This is a genomic window from Nocardia sp. NPDC057227, from assembly GCF_042669725.1.
In the GTDB taxonomy this organism is placed as follows: domain Bacteria; phylum Actinomycetota; class Actinomycetes; order Mycobacteriales; family Mycobacteriaceae; genus Nocardia; species Nocardia asteroides_A.
On the sequence record NZ_JBHUXA010000006.1, the window covers coordinates 1 to 15,667 of the forward strand.

At 72.8% G+C, this 15,667-nt stretch carries 12 protein-coding genes; 6 read left to right on the plus strand and 6 right to left on the minus strand.

Annotated features, from left to right (window positions below):
- Window positions 1-79: 79 nt before the first annotated feature.
- The 5 genes from ACFUJ1_RS11090 to ACFUJ1_RS11110 all read right to left on the minus strand — a co-directional run bounded on the left by ACFUJ1_RS11090 (window position 80) and on the right by ACFUJ1_RS11110 (window position 5,868).
- Complete coding sequence (locus ACFUJ1_RS11090) at window positions 80-1,234, minus strand: hypothetical protein (RefSeq protein WP_378644768.1); 1,155 nt, start codon at window positions 1,232-1,234, stop codon at window positions 80-82.
- Between the two features lie 54 nt (window positions 1,235-1,288).
- Complete coding sequence (locus tag ACFUJ1_RS11095) at window positions 1,289-2,626, minus strand: sensor histidine kinase (protein ID WP_378644770.1); 1,338 nt, start codon at window positions 2,624-2,626, stop codon at window positions 1,289-1,291.
- On the minus strand, window positions 2,623-3,318 hold the full coding sequence (locus ACFUJ1_RS11100) for a response regulator transcription factor (protein ID WP_378644771.1): 696 nt from the start codon (window positions 3,316-3,318) through the stop codon (window positions 2,623-2,625). Before ACFUJ1_RS11100 ends, ACFUJ1_RS11095 begins: the two co-directional genes overlap by 4 nt.
- 62 nt (window positions 3,319-3,380) lie before the next feature.
- Window positions 3,381-3,770 (minus strand): hemophore-related protein, encoded by a 390-nt coding sequence (locus ACFUJ1_RS11105; RefSeq protein WP_378644773.1) that lies wholly within the window; start codon window positions 3,768-3,770, stop codon window positions 3,381-3,383.
- Window positions 3,771-3,906: 136 nt separating this feature from the next.
- Window positions 3,907-5,868, minus strand: a complete 1,962-nt coding sequence (locus tag ACFUJ1_RS11110; RefSeq protein ID WP_378644991.1) for an AMP-binding protein — start codon at window positions 5,866-5,868, stop codon at window positions 3,907-3,909.
- 329 nt (window positions 5,869-6,197) lie between these two features.
- On the opposite strand from ACFUJ1_RS11110, the gene ACFUJ1_RS11115 reads away from it, so the two are divergent.
- From ACFUJ1_RS11115 to ACFUJ1_RS11140, 6 genes are all read left to right on the plus strand, one after another.
- Window positions 6,198-10,511 carry an ATP-binding protein gene (locus tag ACFUJ1_RS11115; RefSeq protein WP_378644775.1) on the plus strand — a complete coding sequence of 1,438 codons (4,314 nt, stop codon included), beginning with the start codon at window positions 6,198-6,200 and terminating at the stop codon, window positions 10,509-10,511.
- Window positions 10,508-10,921, plus strand: coding sequence for a roadblock/LC7 domain-containing protein (locus ACFUJ1_RS11120; RefSeq protein WP_011207200.1), 414 nt, complete (start codon window positions 10,508-10,510; stop codon window positions 10,919-10,921). Before ACFUJ1_RS11115 ends, ACFUJ1_RS11120 begins: the two co-directional genes overlap by 4 nt.
- A 7-nt stretch (window positions 10,922-10,928) precedes the next feature.
- Entirely contained in the window at window positions 10,929-11,303 is a 375-nt protein-coding gene (locus ACFUJ1_RS11125) for a DUF742 domain-containing protein (RefSeq protein ID WP_067647090.1), read from the plus strand.
- Window positions 11,284-11,886 (plus strand): ATP/GTP-binding protein, encoded by a 603-nt coding sequence (locus tag ACFUJ1_RS11130; protein ID WP_269821778.1) that lies wholly within the window; start codon window positions 11,284-11,286, stop codon window positions 11,884-11,886. The genes ACFUJ1_RS11125 and ACFUJ1_RS11130 overlap by 20 nt, the downstream gene beginning before the upstream one ends.
- 10 nt (window positions 11,887-11,896) lie before the next feature.
- Window positions 11,897-13,498: a carboxyl transferase domain-containing protein gene (locus tag ACFUJ1_RS11135; protein WP_378644777.1), complete on the plus strand. Its 1,602-nt coding sequence runs from the start codon at window positions 11,897-11,899 to the stop codon at window positions 13,496-13,498.
- Between the two features lie 61 nt (window positions 13,499-13,559).
- Window positions 13,560-14,414 carry an aldo/keto reductase gene (locus ACFUJ1_RS11140; RefSeq protein WP_378644779.1) on the plus strand — a complete coding sequence of 285 codons (855 nt, stop codon included), beginning with the start codon at window positions 13,560-13,562 and terminating at the stop codon, window positions 14,412-14,414.
- Window positions 14,415-14,521: 107 nt separating this feature from the next.
- Here ACFUJ1_RS11140 and ACFUJ1_RS11145 read toward each other — a convergent pair whose 3' ends face one another.
- Window positions 14,522-15,634, minus strand: a complete 1,113-nt coding sequence (locus ACFUJ1_RS11145; RefSeq protein ID WP_378644781.1) for an NAD(P)-binding domain-containing protein — start codon at window positions 15,632-15,634, stop codon at window positions 14,522-14,524.
- Between the last annotated feature and the right edge of the window lie 33 nt (window positions 15,635-15,667).

Genomic DNA, 15,667 nt, shown 5'->3' on the forward strand with positions numbered 1-15,667 from the left:
GGGCGGGCCCCTTGCCGTTGAAGGGGGGTTTTGCACCCCCTCCGGGGGTGCATCCCCATGACCATCCCGGGTAACGGGGTCAGTCGCGTACTACCTCGACGGGATCGGTCAGGGCAAGGGCGATCGCCGACTGCTGGGCCGCACCCCGTGCCGGGAGCGCTGCCACCGCGGCGCCGGTTTGGTCGTCGAGGTTGCCGACGACGGTGCGGAGCTGGGTGATTCCGGCGGTGAGCTGGGCGACGGCGTCGAGGAGCTGGGCACCGCCCTGTTCGGCCAGGCGGGGGAGGTCCTTGGCCAGTTCGGCGCCCTGGCCGAGCTGGGCACTCGCCTCGCGAAGGCGGGTGACGACGGTGCGCAGGAGGGTGCCGAGGTCGGTGTCGGGGTGCACCGCGCCGCCGACGAGTTCGCCGAGACCGGTGAGCTGGGTTCCGGCCTGGGCGGCGATTCCGCGCAGCCCTTCCAGTTTCGCGATAATCTCGGCCACGGCGGGATCGTCCGCGAAGGGGAGCGCTCGGAGCAGCGGGAGGACCTGGTCGAGCCCGGTGCCTACGGTGCTCGCGGTGTTCTCCACCTGTGCGATGGTGACGCCGGTGGTGTCCAGCGCCCCGGCCAGCTGATCGGCCTGCGCCGCAGCGCCGTCGACCGTCTCGTTGAGCAGCGCGACGGCCGAGGTGAGCGACGCCGCACCGGTTTTCGCGAAGTCCAGGAATCCGAGCAGCTGCTCCGCGCCACCGCTGAACTGCTCGGCGCCGGTCGCCGCCGCGTCCACCCCCGCGTTCAGCAGCTGCGCGGTGAACTGCACCCCGGTCATCCGGCTGCGCGCGGTGGCGGTGGCGGCCAGCGCCGCGTCCACCCCGGCCGCGCCGATCCGGTGCGTCACCAGATCGACCGCCCCGTCCACGAATCCGGCGTCGGCGTCCGGGTGCGCGCGCACGTTCAGCGTGGCCCGGTGCGGTCGATCGGTGGCCAGCGTGCCCATGGCGTCGGTCAGATCGGCGGGCAAGGTGACCACCGCGGCGAACTCGCCCGCGTCCGCCTCGCCGGGAGCGAGCGCGGTCCAGCTGTAGCCGCCGCCGTCCCGCCCGAGCTGCTGCGCGATCTTCGCCCCGGTCGGCCCGGTATCGGCGTTCACCAGCGCGATCCCGGTCGGCGCGGAATCCGTTCCGCCGCAGGCGACGGCGGCGCCCGCCAGCAGGACACCGGTGAGCAGCAGGGGGAGGTGGGAGAGCTTCACGGACCCCGACCGTAGCCACGAAATCTGACGGCACCGCGGGGAAACTCTGAGAGTTCAGTGAGGTTCGCGCGGTGGCAGATCCAGCACCAGCCGCACCCCGCCCAGCGCGCCGTCGTCGAAATACGCGCGCCCGCGGTGCAACCGGGCCTGCTGCGCCACCAGCGCCAGCCCCAGCCCCGACCCGCCCTTGCCCGCCGCGCTGCCCCGGAAGAAGCGGGCGAACACCCGCCCGCGCTCCGCCTCCGGCAGCCCGCTGCCGTTGTCGTCGACGGTCAGCACGATGTGCCCGTCCGCCCGCCGGTGCGCGGACACCAGTGCCTCGGTGGCTCCGCCGTGCCGCACCGAGTTGGCCAGCGCGTTGTCCACCGCCAGCCGGAGTCCGGCGGGCAGCCCGGTGGTGACCAGCTCGGCATCGGTCTCGATCCGCACCGTGAGCCCGGGGAAGTGCCGCATGGCGTCGTGCGCGGCCTGGTCGCAGAGCTCGGCGACATCGGTTGCCACGTGGTCGCGGTCCTGCACCAGGTCGCCGGTGGCCAGCCGCTCCAGCGCGGCCAGCGTGGTCTCCACCCTGGTCTGACCGCGCTGCAGGTCGGTCAGGATCTCCGCGCGCTGCGCCTCGTCCAGGTCGAGGGTGCGCAGCACCTCCAGGTCGGTGCGCATGGCGGTGAGCGGGGTGCGCAGCTCGTGCGCGGCGACGGCGGCGAAATCGCGCGCCGTCTCCAGCGCGGCGGCGGTCTCGGCCTGGGCGCGGTCCACCCGCTCCAGCATGGTGTTCACCGCCTCGGCCAGCTTCTCCGCCTCGTGCACCCCGTCCGCGGCCACCGGGTGCGCGGCATCCGGGTCCGGGAAGGCGCTGCGGGCGCTGACCTGCCGGGTGAGCCGGGTGATCGGCCGCACCGCCGCCCCGGCGAGCAGCCAGCCGAGCGCCGCCGCCGCCGCGATGGCCAGCAGTGCGCCGCCGAGTACCCAACGCTGTTGCTGCGCGGTCAGCTCGGCGGCGTCGGCGGCCGGGATGCCGATCGCGACCACCCGGCCGCTCGGCTGATTCGCGGAGGTGGTCAGCACCCGGTAGGGCACCCCGCCGACCTCCTCGGTGCCCGAGCCGAGCGGTAGCTCCGGCAGTTGCGGCGGGCTGGCCGCGGTGACGCTGCCGCCGTCCCGCACGGTCACCGCGAGATCGGCGCCGAGCCCGATCAGCCCGAGGAAGTTCACCGCGACCACCGGCTCGATCAGGATGATCCGGGAGGCGATGCCGAGCTGCTGATCGATCTGCTGCAGGTTGTTGCGCTCGATGGCGCGCAGGCTGATCAGGCTGATCAGGGTCACCACCACGATCGCGCCCGCGGCGGCCGAGCCAGCCACCCGGGTGCGCAGGGAGAAGGAGCGGCTCACCGGGGCGGGCGCAGCACGAAGCCGACGCCGCGGATGGTGTGCAGCAGCCGCGGCGTGCCGTCGGCCTCCAATTTGCGCCGCAGGTAGCCGACGAAGACGTCGACCACGTTGGTGTCGGCCACGAAGTCGTAGCCCCACACCAGCTCCAGCAGCCGCTCCCGGCTCAGCACGACGCCGGTGTTCCTGGCCAGGGTGGAGAGCAGTTCGAACTCGCGCTTGGTCAGCTCGACCTCGTCGCCGTGCAGCAGCGCGCGGTACCCCGCGACATCCACCTCCAGCGGGCCGATCGTGATCGCGCCAGGCGCGGAGGGGACGACCGGATCGGTGCGGCGGCGCAGCAGCGCGCGGATCCTGGCCACCAGCTCGGCCAGCACGAACGGCTTGACCAGGTAGTCGTCGGCGCCGGACTCCAGGCCCGAGATCCGGTCGTCCACCGAGGCGCGGGCGCTCAGCACGCAGATCGGCACCTCGTTGCCCATCGCCCGCAGCGCCGTCACCACCCCGGCGCCGTCCAGCACCGGCATGTTCATGTCCAGCACGATGGCGTCCGGGGTGTGCTCGCTCACGCTGCGCAGCGCGACCGCGCCGTCCCGTGCCACCAGGACCTGGAAGCCGGAAAGCCGTAGGCCGCGCTCCACCGAGGCGAGTACATCTTCGTCGTCGTCCACCACGAGCACGGTCGGGGAGGTCATAGGGTCCATTCTCCATGGACAGCAGAACGGCCGGGTCCCTCGGACCCGGCCGTCGCTGTGTGTCAGTACTGCTTGCAGGTGTCGGCTACGCGCTGGAGGACGCCCGCGAGCTGCTGGGTGCGGGGGTCGTTCTGGGCCTGCTGGGCCGCTTCCGGGTTCTCCTGGATGGCGCGCTGGAGCTCGGCGCGGCGCTGCTCGACGGGGACGTCGAAGCGCTCGGCGAGCTCGGCCTTCTGGGTGGGGTAGGAGTCGATCAGGGCGGCGAGTTCCGGGGCCTGGTCGTGCAGCGCGGCGTCCACCTGGGCGAAGCTGCAGTCGGAGCGCAGCAGCGGCTCGGCCAGCTGATCCAGCGGGGCCGCCGAGGCGGCGCCCGACGAGAACAGGATCCCGACCGCGGCGATGCCGCTCGCGGCCAGGGTGGCGACGATGGGGCGACTGCGGAATGACGTCATGTGTAGCTCCAGATCATCGGGGGTGCGCCGCCCTCGCGAGCGGCGATCACCCGAAGGGTATTGCCGTGAACTGGCATGCCCCTGAAGCGTCTCTGAGGAAACTGTGAGGACGAAAAGTCGCGAGATCGTAAAGCAGCTAGCCGCCCGCGGGCCGGGTGAGCCGCACCCGGTCCTCGAACGCGGTGAGCACCGCCGGGTCCTCGATGGTGGCCGGCATCTCCACCTCCTCGCCCGCGGTGATCTGCCGGATCGTGCGCCGCAGGATCTTCCCGGACCTGGTCTTGGGCAGCGCCGTCACCACCACCACGTCGTGCAGCGCGGCGATGGCCCCGATCTGCTCGCGCACCCGCGCGATCAGCTCGGCCTTCAACTCCTCCGGCGCCACCTCGACCCCGGCTTTCAGCACCACGTAGGCCAGCGGCCGGTGCCCCTTGAGCTCGTCCGGCACTCCGACCACCGCGCACTCCGCGACCGCCGCGTGCCCGGCCACCGCGGCCTCGATGCTGCCCGCGGAGAGCCGGTGCCCGGCCATGTTGATGACGTCGTCGCTGCGGCCGAGCACGAACAGGTAGCCGTCCTCGTCGAAGTAGCCCGAGTCGCCGGTCAGGTAGTGGCCGGGGAAGGCGGCGGTGTAGCTGCGGTCGAAGCGCTCGTCGTCGTTCCAGAGCCCGGTCAGCGTGCCGGGGGGAAGCGGGAGCCCGATGACGATATTGCCCTCGGTGCCCGCGGCGACCGGGTTGCCCTCGGCGTCGAGCACCCGGATCCGGAAGCCGGGCACCGGGACGCTGGCCGATCCAGGTTTGATCGGCAGCTGCTGCAGCCCGAGCGGGTTGGCGCAGATCGGCCACCCGGTCTCGGTCTGCCACCAGTGGTCGACCACCGGGCACTCCGGATGCTCGGCGAGCAGCACGTCGGCAGCCCACTCGTAGGTGGCCGGGTCGAGCCGCTCCCCGGCGCAGAAGAGCGCGCGCAGCCCGGAGAGGTCGGCCCGGTGCGCCAGCGCGGCCTCCGGGTCGGCGCGGCGGATGGCGCGCAGCGCGGTCGGCGCGGTGAAGAGCACCCGCACGTTCTGCTCCTGCGCGATCCGCCAGAACACCCCGGCGTCCGGCGTGCCGACCGGCTTGCCCTCGTACATCAGCGTGGTCGCGCCGACCAGCAGCGGGGCATAGACGATATAGGAGTGGCCGACGACCCAGCCCACATCCGAGGCCGCCCACATGACCTGCCCCGGACCGACGTCATAGATATTGCGCATGGACCAGGTGAGCGCGACGGCGTGCCCGCCGTTGTCCCGCACCACGCCCTTCGGCTTGCCGGTGGTGCCCGAGGTGTAGAGGACATAGAGCGGATCGCTCGCCGCGACCGGCACCGGATCGGCGGCGGGCGCGTCGCGCACCGACTCCGCCCAGTCCAGCCAGCGCCCGCCCGACTCGGCGAAATCCCGGGCCTGCCCCCACTGCGGCCGCTGCTTGACGATCACGGTGGCCTTCGACCCGGCCAGCTCCAGCGCCCGCTCGACGATCGGCAGGTAGTCGATGTTGCGGCTCGGCTCCAGTCCGCCGGAGGCGGTGAGGATCAGCACCGGCTCGGCGTCGGAGATCCGGGCCGCCAGCTCCGGCGCCGCGAAGCCGCCGAACACCACCGAGTGCACCGCGCCGATCCGGGCGCAGGCGAGCATGGCGACCACGGCCTCCGGGATCATCGGCAGATAGATCACGACACGATCGCCCGCCCGCACGCCGAGCCCGGCCATGGCGCCCGCGAAGCGCGCCACCCGGTCGAGCAGCTCGGTGAAGGTGAGCGTGCTGGTGACCAGCTCGCCGGGCTTGGTCATCGAGGAGACGTGGATCAAGGCGGGTAGATCGCCGCGGCCGGCCGCGATGTGCCGGTCGAGAGCGTTGACCGAGGTGTTCATCGTGGCGTCCGGGAACCACTCGGCCACCGGCCGGTGCGCGGGCTCGACGATCTTGCCGGGCGGGACCACCCACTCGACGTGCTCGGCGGCCGCCGCCCAGAACTCCGCGGGATCCACCAGGCTGGTCTGGTAGACCGGCCGATATTCGTGTTCGGTGCTCACCGGTGCTCCCTCGTTCGCCAGTCCTGCGATGTCTACTCGGTGACCTTCCGCTCGGCTGCACCCGCCTCGATAGATCAGCACGATTGTGGCAGACTTCACGCGACGCCCGGACGGGTGCCGCGACCTCCGGTTTTGCCAGAAACAGGCGATACCGAGCCGGTACCTGTAGACGGCGTCACCCGAGACGTTATTGATCCGTTAGAATCCGATGTCACTTGTTTGGGCCGTCGCAGACGCAAATTCTCGGCCAGCCGCACCTCTGGGCCAGCTCCACTTGTCGAGCCAAGCACGCGATTGTGGAAGTTCGCTGATGGTGCGTGGCGGAGGCCAGTTTGGAAAGTGAGTGGGAGATGCGTGACGCCGCTAGGTCCGGCAAGAAGCGCTGGGCGCTCGGCAACTGGGACCTGCGCTGGAAGGTCACGGCCGTGCTCGCCGTGCCGCTCGCGGTCGCGGTCGGCCTCGGCGTTTCGAGGATCACCTCGGAGTTCACGGAGGCCAACCGGCTCGCCCAGGTGGCCGAGAACGTCACCGCGATCCCGGCCGTCACCGGCCTGAGCGCGAACGTCGCGACCGTCGTCGGTTCCCAGATGGTGTCGCTGATGCCCGGCTCGTCGGTGGTCACCGACCAGAACCTGACCGACCTGGACAAGGCGATCGGCGAGGCCGAGGGCGCCGCGGGCCGCCTGGACGGCGTCGGCGGTGCCCGCGCGGCGCTGGACAGCATGATCAACGACGCCAAGGCCGTGCAGACCCAGGGCAAGTCCCCGACGCTGCAGTACTCGGACGGCCTCGGCGTCATCGACCGGGTCCGCAACAACAGCATCCGGATCGTGGAATCGGCCGTCGGCCAGGTCAGCGACCCCGGGGTGGACCAGGCCAAGCTGCGGCTCGTCGACTCGCTGAACACCCGCGCCACCCTGGTCTCCGAGCTGGCCGGCTTCGCCGAGGTGCTGCGCGACCGGGACGCGGGCGTGCAGTCCTTCCTCACCGGCGCCGCCGCCGAGCGGCAGCTGCTGAACGTGCTCGCCAACCGCTTCCCCGCGGGCGACACCTCCATCGCCGACCTGCGCGCGGGCATCGACACCCGCACCGAGCTGCTCACCGGCCCCGCCGCGACCGCGGGCCAGCTGCCCATCGGCGAGCTCAAGAACTCACTCACCGGCAGCCTCGACGTCTACGAGCGGGTGGTCGCGCGGGCGACCCGCGACATCGACACCGCGATGAACTCGCTGGCCTCGACGGCCAACCGGGACGCCTTCACCTACACCGGCGTCGTGATCGCGACCATTCTCGCCGCGCTGCTGCTCGCCGTCTTCGTCGCGCGCTCGATGATCGTGCCGCTGCACCGGCTGCGGCTGGCCGCGCTACGGGTCGCCGAGAGCGACCTGCCGCACGAGGTCGCCCAGCTGCGCACCGGCGCCGCCCCCGAGGACGTGCCGCTGGAGCCGATGCCGATCCGCAGCTCCGAGGAGATCGGCCAGCTGGCCCGCGCGGTCGACGACATCCACGGCCAGGCGCTGCGCCTCGCGAGCGACCAGGCGCAGATGCGCTCCCAGGTCAACGACATGTTCGAGACCCTGGCGCGGCGCTCCAAGTCGCTCGTCGACCATCAGCTCAGCCTGATCGAGGCGATGGAGTACGACGAGAAGGACCCGCGGCTGCTGGAGAACCTCTTCCGGCTCGACCACCTCGCCGCCCGCATGCGCCGCAACGGCGACAACCTGCTCATCCTGGCGGGCACCAAGCAGCGCAGGGCCAAGTCGGCCCCGGTCGAGATCGCCGACGTGCTGCGCGCCGCCATCTCCGAGGTGGAGGACTACGAGCGGGTCAAGCTCGGCGCCACCCCGCGCGGCTCGCTCAAGGAGCCCGCCGCCTCCGACCTGGCCCACCTCTTCGCCGAGCTGCTCGACAACGCGCTGCGCGCCTCGCCGCCGGAGACCGACGTCAAGTTCACCTTCGCGCAGGCGCACGACCAGGGGCTGCTGATCGAGGTCGCGGACCGCGGCATCGGCATGCCGCCGCCGGAGATGGCCGAGATCAACCGCAGGCTGGAGAAGACCGCCGAGCCGGGGCCGGACACCGCACGGCACATGGGCCTCTTCGTGGTCGGCAGGCTGGCCGAGCGGCACGGGCTCACCGTGCGGCTGCGCCCCACCTTCGACACCGCGCGCGACCCCGGCGTGACCGTGACCGTGCACGTCCCGGTCGGGCTGATCGTCTCCGGCCAGGCCGGTGTGCCCAAGGCCGCGCCCGCCGTGCCGTCGCCCGGCCAGCCGCAGCGCCCGCAGCCTGCCGCCCCGGCGGCGCCTGCCCCCGCGGCGCCGATGCAGACCCGTTCCATCCAGCGGACAACGGGAGGAAACGTCATGGTGACCGTTGACCCCGGGGTCAGCGGACCGATCTCCGCAGGCGCGGGTGGCGGCACCGGCGCACCGCCCGCCGCGGCGGGTGCGGGCGGCGGGCTGCCGCAGCGCCAGCCGGGCAATGCCATGGCCTCCGCGAGCGGACAGCCGGGCGGGGCGAGCCTGCGCTCCTCCTCCGAGGCCGCACAGGCCGCGCAGGCCGCCCAGGCGGCGGGGTCGGGGAACACCCCGCAGCTGGGCAAGCTGGCGGCGGCGAACCTGCCGAAGCGCACGGTCGGCGGGGCGGTGCCGCCGCGTCAGCCGGGTACTCCGCAGCCTGCGCCGGGCGGTACGCCGCCGCGCGCGCCCGGACAGAACGGAACCGGCGGGCTGCCGCAGCGGCAGCCGGGCGCGAACGGTGCGCCCGCGACCGCGGGTGGCGGGCTGCCGCAGCGGCAGCCGGGGGTCAACGGTGCTCCCGCCGGGGAGCGGCCCGGTGATTCGGCGCCGCCCTCCGGGCCGGTGAATCTGGCGGGTGCGCCCGCCGAGCCGCGGACCGAACGTCCCGGTGGGCTGCCGCAGCGGCAGCCTGGTGCCTCGGGCGCTCCGCGGCCTGCGCCGGGGATCTCGCATCCGGGCACCGGATCCATTCCGCAGCGCCGTCCCGGCGCCGAGCCGCCGCGCGAGCCCGCCTCCGGGCTGCCGCCGCGGGAGCCGCGGGAGTCGCCGCTGCCCGCGCGCGAGGTGCCGCTGGCGTCGCGGGAGACCGGGTTGCCGCAGCGGCAGCCGGGTGCCGATCGCGGTGCGCCGCCGCAGCGGGACGGGCTCGCCGGGCGCGAGACCGGGCTTCCGCAGCGCGGTGAGCCGGGGTCCCGCGAGGGTGGTCTTCCGCAGCGTGGTGCGCCCGGTCTGCCCCAGCGGGGCGAGAGCGGGGTGCCTGGCCGTGAGGGTGGGCTGCCGCAGCGGGACGGGCTCGTCGGCCGGGACACCGGCCTTCCGCAGCGTGAGTCGGGTCTCCCGCAGCGCGGGGAGAACGGTCCGCCGTCCCGCGACGGCGGACTCCCGCAGCGCGGCGAGAACGGTCTCCCGCAGCGCGACGGCGGTCTTCCGCAGCGCGGGGAGAGCGGTCTGCCGTCCCGCGACGGCGGGTTGCCGCAGCGGGGTGAGAGCGGGTTGCCGCAGCGCGACGGCGGACTCCCGCAGCGCGACGGCGGACTCCCGCAGCGCGACGGCGGACTCCCGCAGCGCGACGGTGGTCTGCCGCAGCGCGGTGAGAGCGGGTTGCCGCAGCGCGGTGAGAACGGTCTCCCGCAGCGCGGGGAGAATGGCCTGCCGCAGCGCGGCGAGAACGGCTTGCCGCAGCGCGATGGCGGACTCCCGCAGCGGGGTGACAACAGCCTCTCGCAGCGCGGCGATGGCGGTCCCCCGCAGCGCGACGGTGGCCTGCCCCAGCGTGGCGACAATGGTCTCCCACAGCGGGACGGTGGTCTGCCGCAGCGCGGCGATGGCGGTCTTCCCCAGCGCGACGGTGGTCTCCCGCAGCGGGGCGAGAACGGTCTCCCGCAGCGCGATGGTGGTCTTCCCCAGCGGGGCGAGAACGGTCTCCCGCAGCGGGACGGCGGTCTTCCACAGCGGGGCGACAACAGCCTTTCGCAGCGGGGCGAGGCGGGACACCCGCAGCGCGGGGAGAACGGCCTGCCCGGCCTGCCCCAGCGGGGCGAGAACGGCCTGCCGACCCGGCAGCCGGGCGCGCAGACCCCGCCCGGCCTCCCGCGCCGCAATCCCGGCGCCATGGTGGCCCCGCACGAGCCCCCGCCGCCGAGCGTCGCACTCCCGCGCCGCGCCCCGGCCGGTCCCGCCTCCGGCGCCCAGCCGGAGGTCGGTGCGGAGACCGGGCGGCACAGCAGGGCCAACCCACAGCGCACCGCCTCGTTCTTCCAGAGCAGGCTGCAGCCCGCCCCCGAGGGCGGCGTCGCGGCGGGCGGTTCGCCGATCTTCGCCGAGATGATGTCGGCGTGGCTCTCCGATCCCGACCCGGACCGGTCCGAGGTCGCCGCCGCGTTCGAGTCGCCCGGCGACGAGGGCTGGCTCGCTGCCCGCAGGGCCAGCGAGGCCCAGGCCGAGAACCGCACCGCCGCGGGGCTGCCGCAACGCAATCCGGGTGTCCGGCTCGTTCCCGGCGCCGTGAGCGGCCAGGCGAACCGGACCCCGCCGCGCGACCCCGAAACGATCAGGTCCAGCTTGAGTCGTCACCAGCAGGGCGTCCGGGATGGCCGCGCCATGAGAGCAATGAACCTAACCGGAGATAAAGGAGACCTATGAACCCCGATCTAGGTGGTACGAACCGTCAGCTCGATTGGCTGGTTTCGAACTTCGCCAACGAGGTTCCCGGCGTGGCCCACGCAGTCCTGGTCTCCGCTGACGGCCTACTCATGGCCGCGAGTGCGCAACTGCCCGTCGACCGGGCAGAACAGCTCTCCGCGGTCACCGCAGGCCTGGCCAGTCTCTCGGTCGGTGTGTCGAATCTGTTCGAAGGCGGTACGGTACTGCAATCCGTCGTCGAGATGGAGCATGGCTACCTCCTGCTGATGGCCGTGGGCGATGGGTCGTACCTCGCGGTACTGACCAATACGTCCTGCGATATCGGCCAGGTCGGATACGAAATGGCCTTGTTGGTGGAGCGTGTGGGCCAGACGGTGCAGGCCACCCCACGCGTCACGATGGGTTCCTGATGGTGGGATGGACATAGACGATCACCGCATGGGAGGCGCCGAGCCCAGTCTCGTTCGCCCGTACTCGCTGACCGCGGGCCGTACGAGGCCTGCGGTCGAGTTGGCGTTGGAGGCGCTCGTCGCTTCTCATCCGGTCGCCCTGGAGCGGCAGTTCGAGCTGTCCAACATCGAAACGTCCATCGTGGAGTTGTGCAGAGAATCGCCGTCCGTCGCCGAGGTAGCGGCGCGGCTCGGGATACCGATCGGCGTGGCCCGGGTCCTCGTGGCAGACCTCATCGAAGCGGGCCATGTCCGCGTCTCGGCGACTTTGAAAGACGATTCCAGCGACGATGAGCGTCGCGAGCTGATCGAAAGGGTTCTCAGTGGACTCCGGCGTATTTGATTCGACGGCGCAGGTCGACACCCGCACCAGCAAGCCGACGTCGGCGAAGATCGTCGTGGCGGGGGGTTTCGGCGTCGGCAAGACCACCATGGTCGGCGCCGTCTCCGAGATCGTCCCGCTCCGTACCGAGGCGCTGGTGACCAATGCCAGCACCGGAATCGACAATCTGACCGGCATCCCGATGAAGTCCACCACCACCGTGGCCATGGACTTCGGCCGGATCAGCCTCGCCGACGACCTGGTCCTCTACCTGTTCGGCACGCCGGGGCAGTACCGCTTCTGGTTCATGTGGGACGACCTGATCCGCGGCGCCATCGGCGCCGTGGTCCTGGTCGACACCCGCAGGCTGGAGGACAGCTTCGCCGCGGTCGACTACTTCGAGGCGCGCAACCTGCCGTTCCTGGTGGCGCTGAACGAGTTCGACGACTCGCCGCGGTACCCGCTGGAGGACATCCGGCAGGCGCTCGCGGTCCCCGCCGACGTGCCGATCATGTCGATCGACGCGCGGCGGCGGGAACCGGCCAAGCAGGCGCTGGTCTCGCTCACCGAGTACGCGCTGCGCAAGGTGATGCAGGGCTACTGAGCGCAGCCGCGTGGGCACGTCCGCACGAGAACTCATCGATCGGCTGCTCGACCCGGGTACCTTCGCGAGCTGGGACCGGCCACCCGTGCCGGTGGCCGAATCGCGTTCGTACCGAACGGAACTGGCGAAGGCCGCCGCGGCAGCGGGCACCGACGAGTCGGTGCTCACCGGTGAAGGGCTGCTGCGGGGCCGCCGGGTCGCGGTGATCGCGTGCGAGTTCGGCTTCCTGGCCGGCTCGATCGGGGTCGCCGCGGCCGAGCGGATCACGGCGGCGATCGAGCGCGCCACCGCACTCGGGCTGCCCCTCGTCGCCTCGCCGACCTCGGGCGGCACCCGCATGCAGGAGGGCACCGTCGCCTTCGTGCAGATGGTGAAGATCGCCGGGGCGGTGGCCGCGCATAAAGCCGCCGGTCACCCGTACCTGGTCTACCTGCGCAACCCGACCATGGGCGGGGTCTTCGCGTCCTGGGGCTCGCTGGGGCACATGACCTTCGCCGAGCCGGGCGCGCTGATCGGCTTCCTCGGGCCGCGGGTCTACGAGGCGCTGTACGGCGAGCCGTTCCCGGACGGGGTGCAGACGGCGGAGAACCTGTACCGCCGCGGCGTGATCGACGGGGTCGTCGGGCTCACGGTCTTCCGGCGGATCGCCTACCGCGCGCTGAGCGTGCTCAGCGGGGTCGTGGTCCCGGACCGCGGCACCGGCGCAGCCGACCGGTTCGTCCCCGTGCTCGGCGCGGCCGAAAGTGCCGCTCCGGCCTGGGAATCCGTCCTGATCTCGCGCAAACCGGACCGGCCCGGGCTGCGCGACCTGCTGCGCCACGTCACGCACCGGGTGCCGCTGAGCGGCACCGGGCAGGGTGAGCACGACCGCACCGTCGTGCACGCGCTCGCCCGCTTCCGCGGACGCCCGTGCATCGTCTTCGGCCACGACCGGGCGAGTTACCGCCTCGAGCAGGCCGCGCTCCGCGACCCCGGCGCCAGTGCCGCGCTCCGTGACGTGGATGCCGAGGCTGCGCTCCGCGACTCCGAAGGCCCGGTTCCGATGCACGAGGCGATGGGACCGGCGGCGCTCCGCGAGGCCCGCCGCAGCATGGCGCTCGCGCGCGAACTGAATCTCCCGCTGGTGCTGGTCATCGACACCGCGGGGGCGGCGCTCTCGAAGGAGGCCGAGGAACGGGGCCTCGCCCCGGAGATCGCCCGCTGCATCGCCGACCTCGTCACCCTGCCGACCCCGACCCTCTCGGTGCTGCTCGGCCAGGGCGCGGGCGGCGGCGCGCTGGCCCTGCTCCCCGCCGACCGGGTGCTCGCCGCCACGCACGCCTGGCTCGCCCCGCTGCCGCCGGAGGGGGCGAGCGCGATCGTGCACCGGGACACCGGGCACGCACCCGAACTGGCCGCCGCGCAGCGCATCGGCGCCGCCGACCTGCTCGCCGACGGCGTGGTCGACCGGATCGTGCCCGAGCTGCCCGACGCCGCCGCCGAGCCGGTGGCCTTCGCCCGCCGGACCGTCGCGGTGATCGCGGACGAGCTGGCCGGGCTCGCCGCCGGGCCGGGCGGCGACCGCGCGCCCGCCAGGTATCGCCGCTACCGGGCGTTCGGACTGCCGGACTAGGTGGGCCAACACACCGAAACCGTCGTTGACGCCGCTCCCAACCTTTCCTACGGTCGGTTGTGTGACTTTCCGAAGCGATAAGAGCGCCGTACCGACGATCGTCCTGCCCGACGGGAACGTGATCCCGCAACTCGGCTTCGGAGTGTTCCAGGTGCCTGCCGACGAGGCGGCGAGCGTCGTCACCAAGGCGCTCGAGGTGGGCTACCGCAGCATCGATACCGCCGCCATCTACGGCAACGAGGAGGGCACCGGCCGGGCCATCCGCGAGTCCGGGCTGCCCCGCGACGAGGTCTACGTGACCACCAAGCTCTGGAATGCCGAGCAGGGGTACGACTCCACGCTGCGCGCCTTCGACGAGAGCCTGAAGCTGCTCGGCCTCGACTACCTCGACCTCTACCTGGTGCACTGGCCGGTGCCGAAGGCCGACCGCTACGTCGACACCTTCAAGGCCTTCCAGGCGCTCAAGGCCGACGGCCGGGTCCGCTCGATCGGCGTCTCCAACTTCACCCCCGCCCACCTGGAGCGGATCATCGCCGAGACCGGCGAGATCCCCGCCGTCAACCAGGTCGAGCTGCACCCGCGCTTCATCCAGGCGCCGCTGCGCTCGTTCCACCAGTCGCACGCCATCGCCACCGAGGCGTGGAGCCCGCTCGGCCAGGGGCAGGTGCTGGACGACCCGGTGATCGCCTCGATCGCGAAGCAGGTCGAGCGCACCCCGGCCCAGGTCGTCATCCGCTGGCACCTGCAACTCGGCAATATCGTGATCCCCAAGTCGGTGACGCCGGAGCGCATCGAGTCCAACTTCGACGTCTTCGGCTTCGAGCTCACCGACGAGCAGGTCGAGGCGATCAGTGGTCTGAACGCCGACGCCCGCATCGGCGGCGACCCCGAAACCCTCACCGCCGGCCTGGACTGACCCCACCCAGCCCACCCGGGGCGAGTCTTACGAGCCCCGTTCGCCGCCCGTCTCGCTGATCGGTGCTCGAAAGCGCACGCGCCGCAGGCGCGAGTCTCGAGCGCCGATCAGCGAGACTCCCCGGGGCGGCGAACACGCCCGCCGGAGGCGGGCCGAAGAAACTCCGTGAGTTCGGCGGCGGCGGCTCGGCCCGCCCGGTTCGCGCCGACCGTGCTCGCCGACGGCCCGTAGCCGATCAGGTGGATGCGCGGGTCGGCGGCGACCCGGGTGGCCAGCCGGCCGTCCATGGTGATGCCGCCGCCCGGCCCGCGCAGCCGCAGCGGGGCGAGGTGGTCGAGGGCGCTGCGGAAGCCGGTGGCCCAGAGCAGCACGTCGGCGTGCTCGGCGCGGCCGTCGGCCCAGCGCACGCCGTCCGGCTCGATGGCGCTGAACATGGGGTTCCAGTCGAGCACGCCGCGGGCGCGGGCGGCGCGCAGCCGGGCGTCCAGCGGCAGGCCGGTCACCGAGACGACGGAGCCGGGCGGCAGGCCGCGGCGCACCCGGTCCTCGACCCTGGCGACGGCGGCCCGGCCGTCCTCGGCGGTGAACGGGGTCTCCCGGAAGCGCGGCGCGGTGCGGGAGACCCAGGTGGTCGTGGTGACCGTCGAGATCTCGTCCAGCAGCTGCACCGCGGAGATGCCCGCGCCGACCACGACCACGTGCTGCCCGGCGAACTCGTCGGGCGTGCGGTAGTCGTGCGTGTGCAGCTGCCTGCCGCGGAAGGTCGCGGCGCCGGGGTAGTGCGGGATGAACGGGTGCTCCCAGGTGCCGGTGGCGTTCATCAGCCCGCGCACCCGCAGCGTGCCGGCGGTGTCGGTCTCCACGGCCAGTTCGGGCGCGCGGTCGCAGACCACCGAGACCGTGACCGGGCGGTGCACCCGCAGGTCGAAGCGCTGCTCGTAGCGCTCGTAGTAGCGGGGCACGGCGGTGGCGGCGGCGACGCTGTCGGAGCCGGGCGGTAGGGTCTCGGCGAACTCCATGCCCGGCAGGTCGTGCACCCGGTTCACGGTGCTCAGCGTGAGCGTCGGCCAGCGGAACTGCCAGGCGCCGCCGGGTCCGGGCGCGTGGTCGACGACGAGGAAGTCGTGCTCCGGGCGCAGGCCGCGGCGGCGCAGGTGGTACGCCGCGGAGAGCCCGGCCTGGCCGGCGCCGAGCACCAGGATGTCGTAGTCGGTCGGCACGGCAGCGATGCTATCCGCCGACGCGGCGTGATC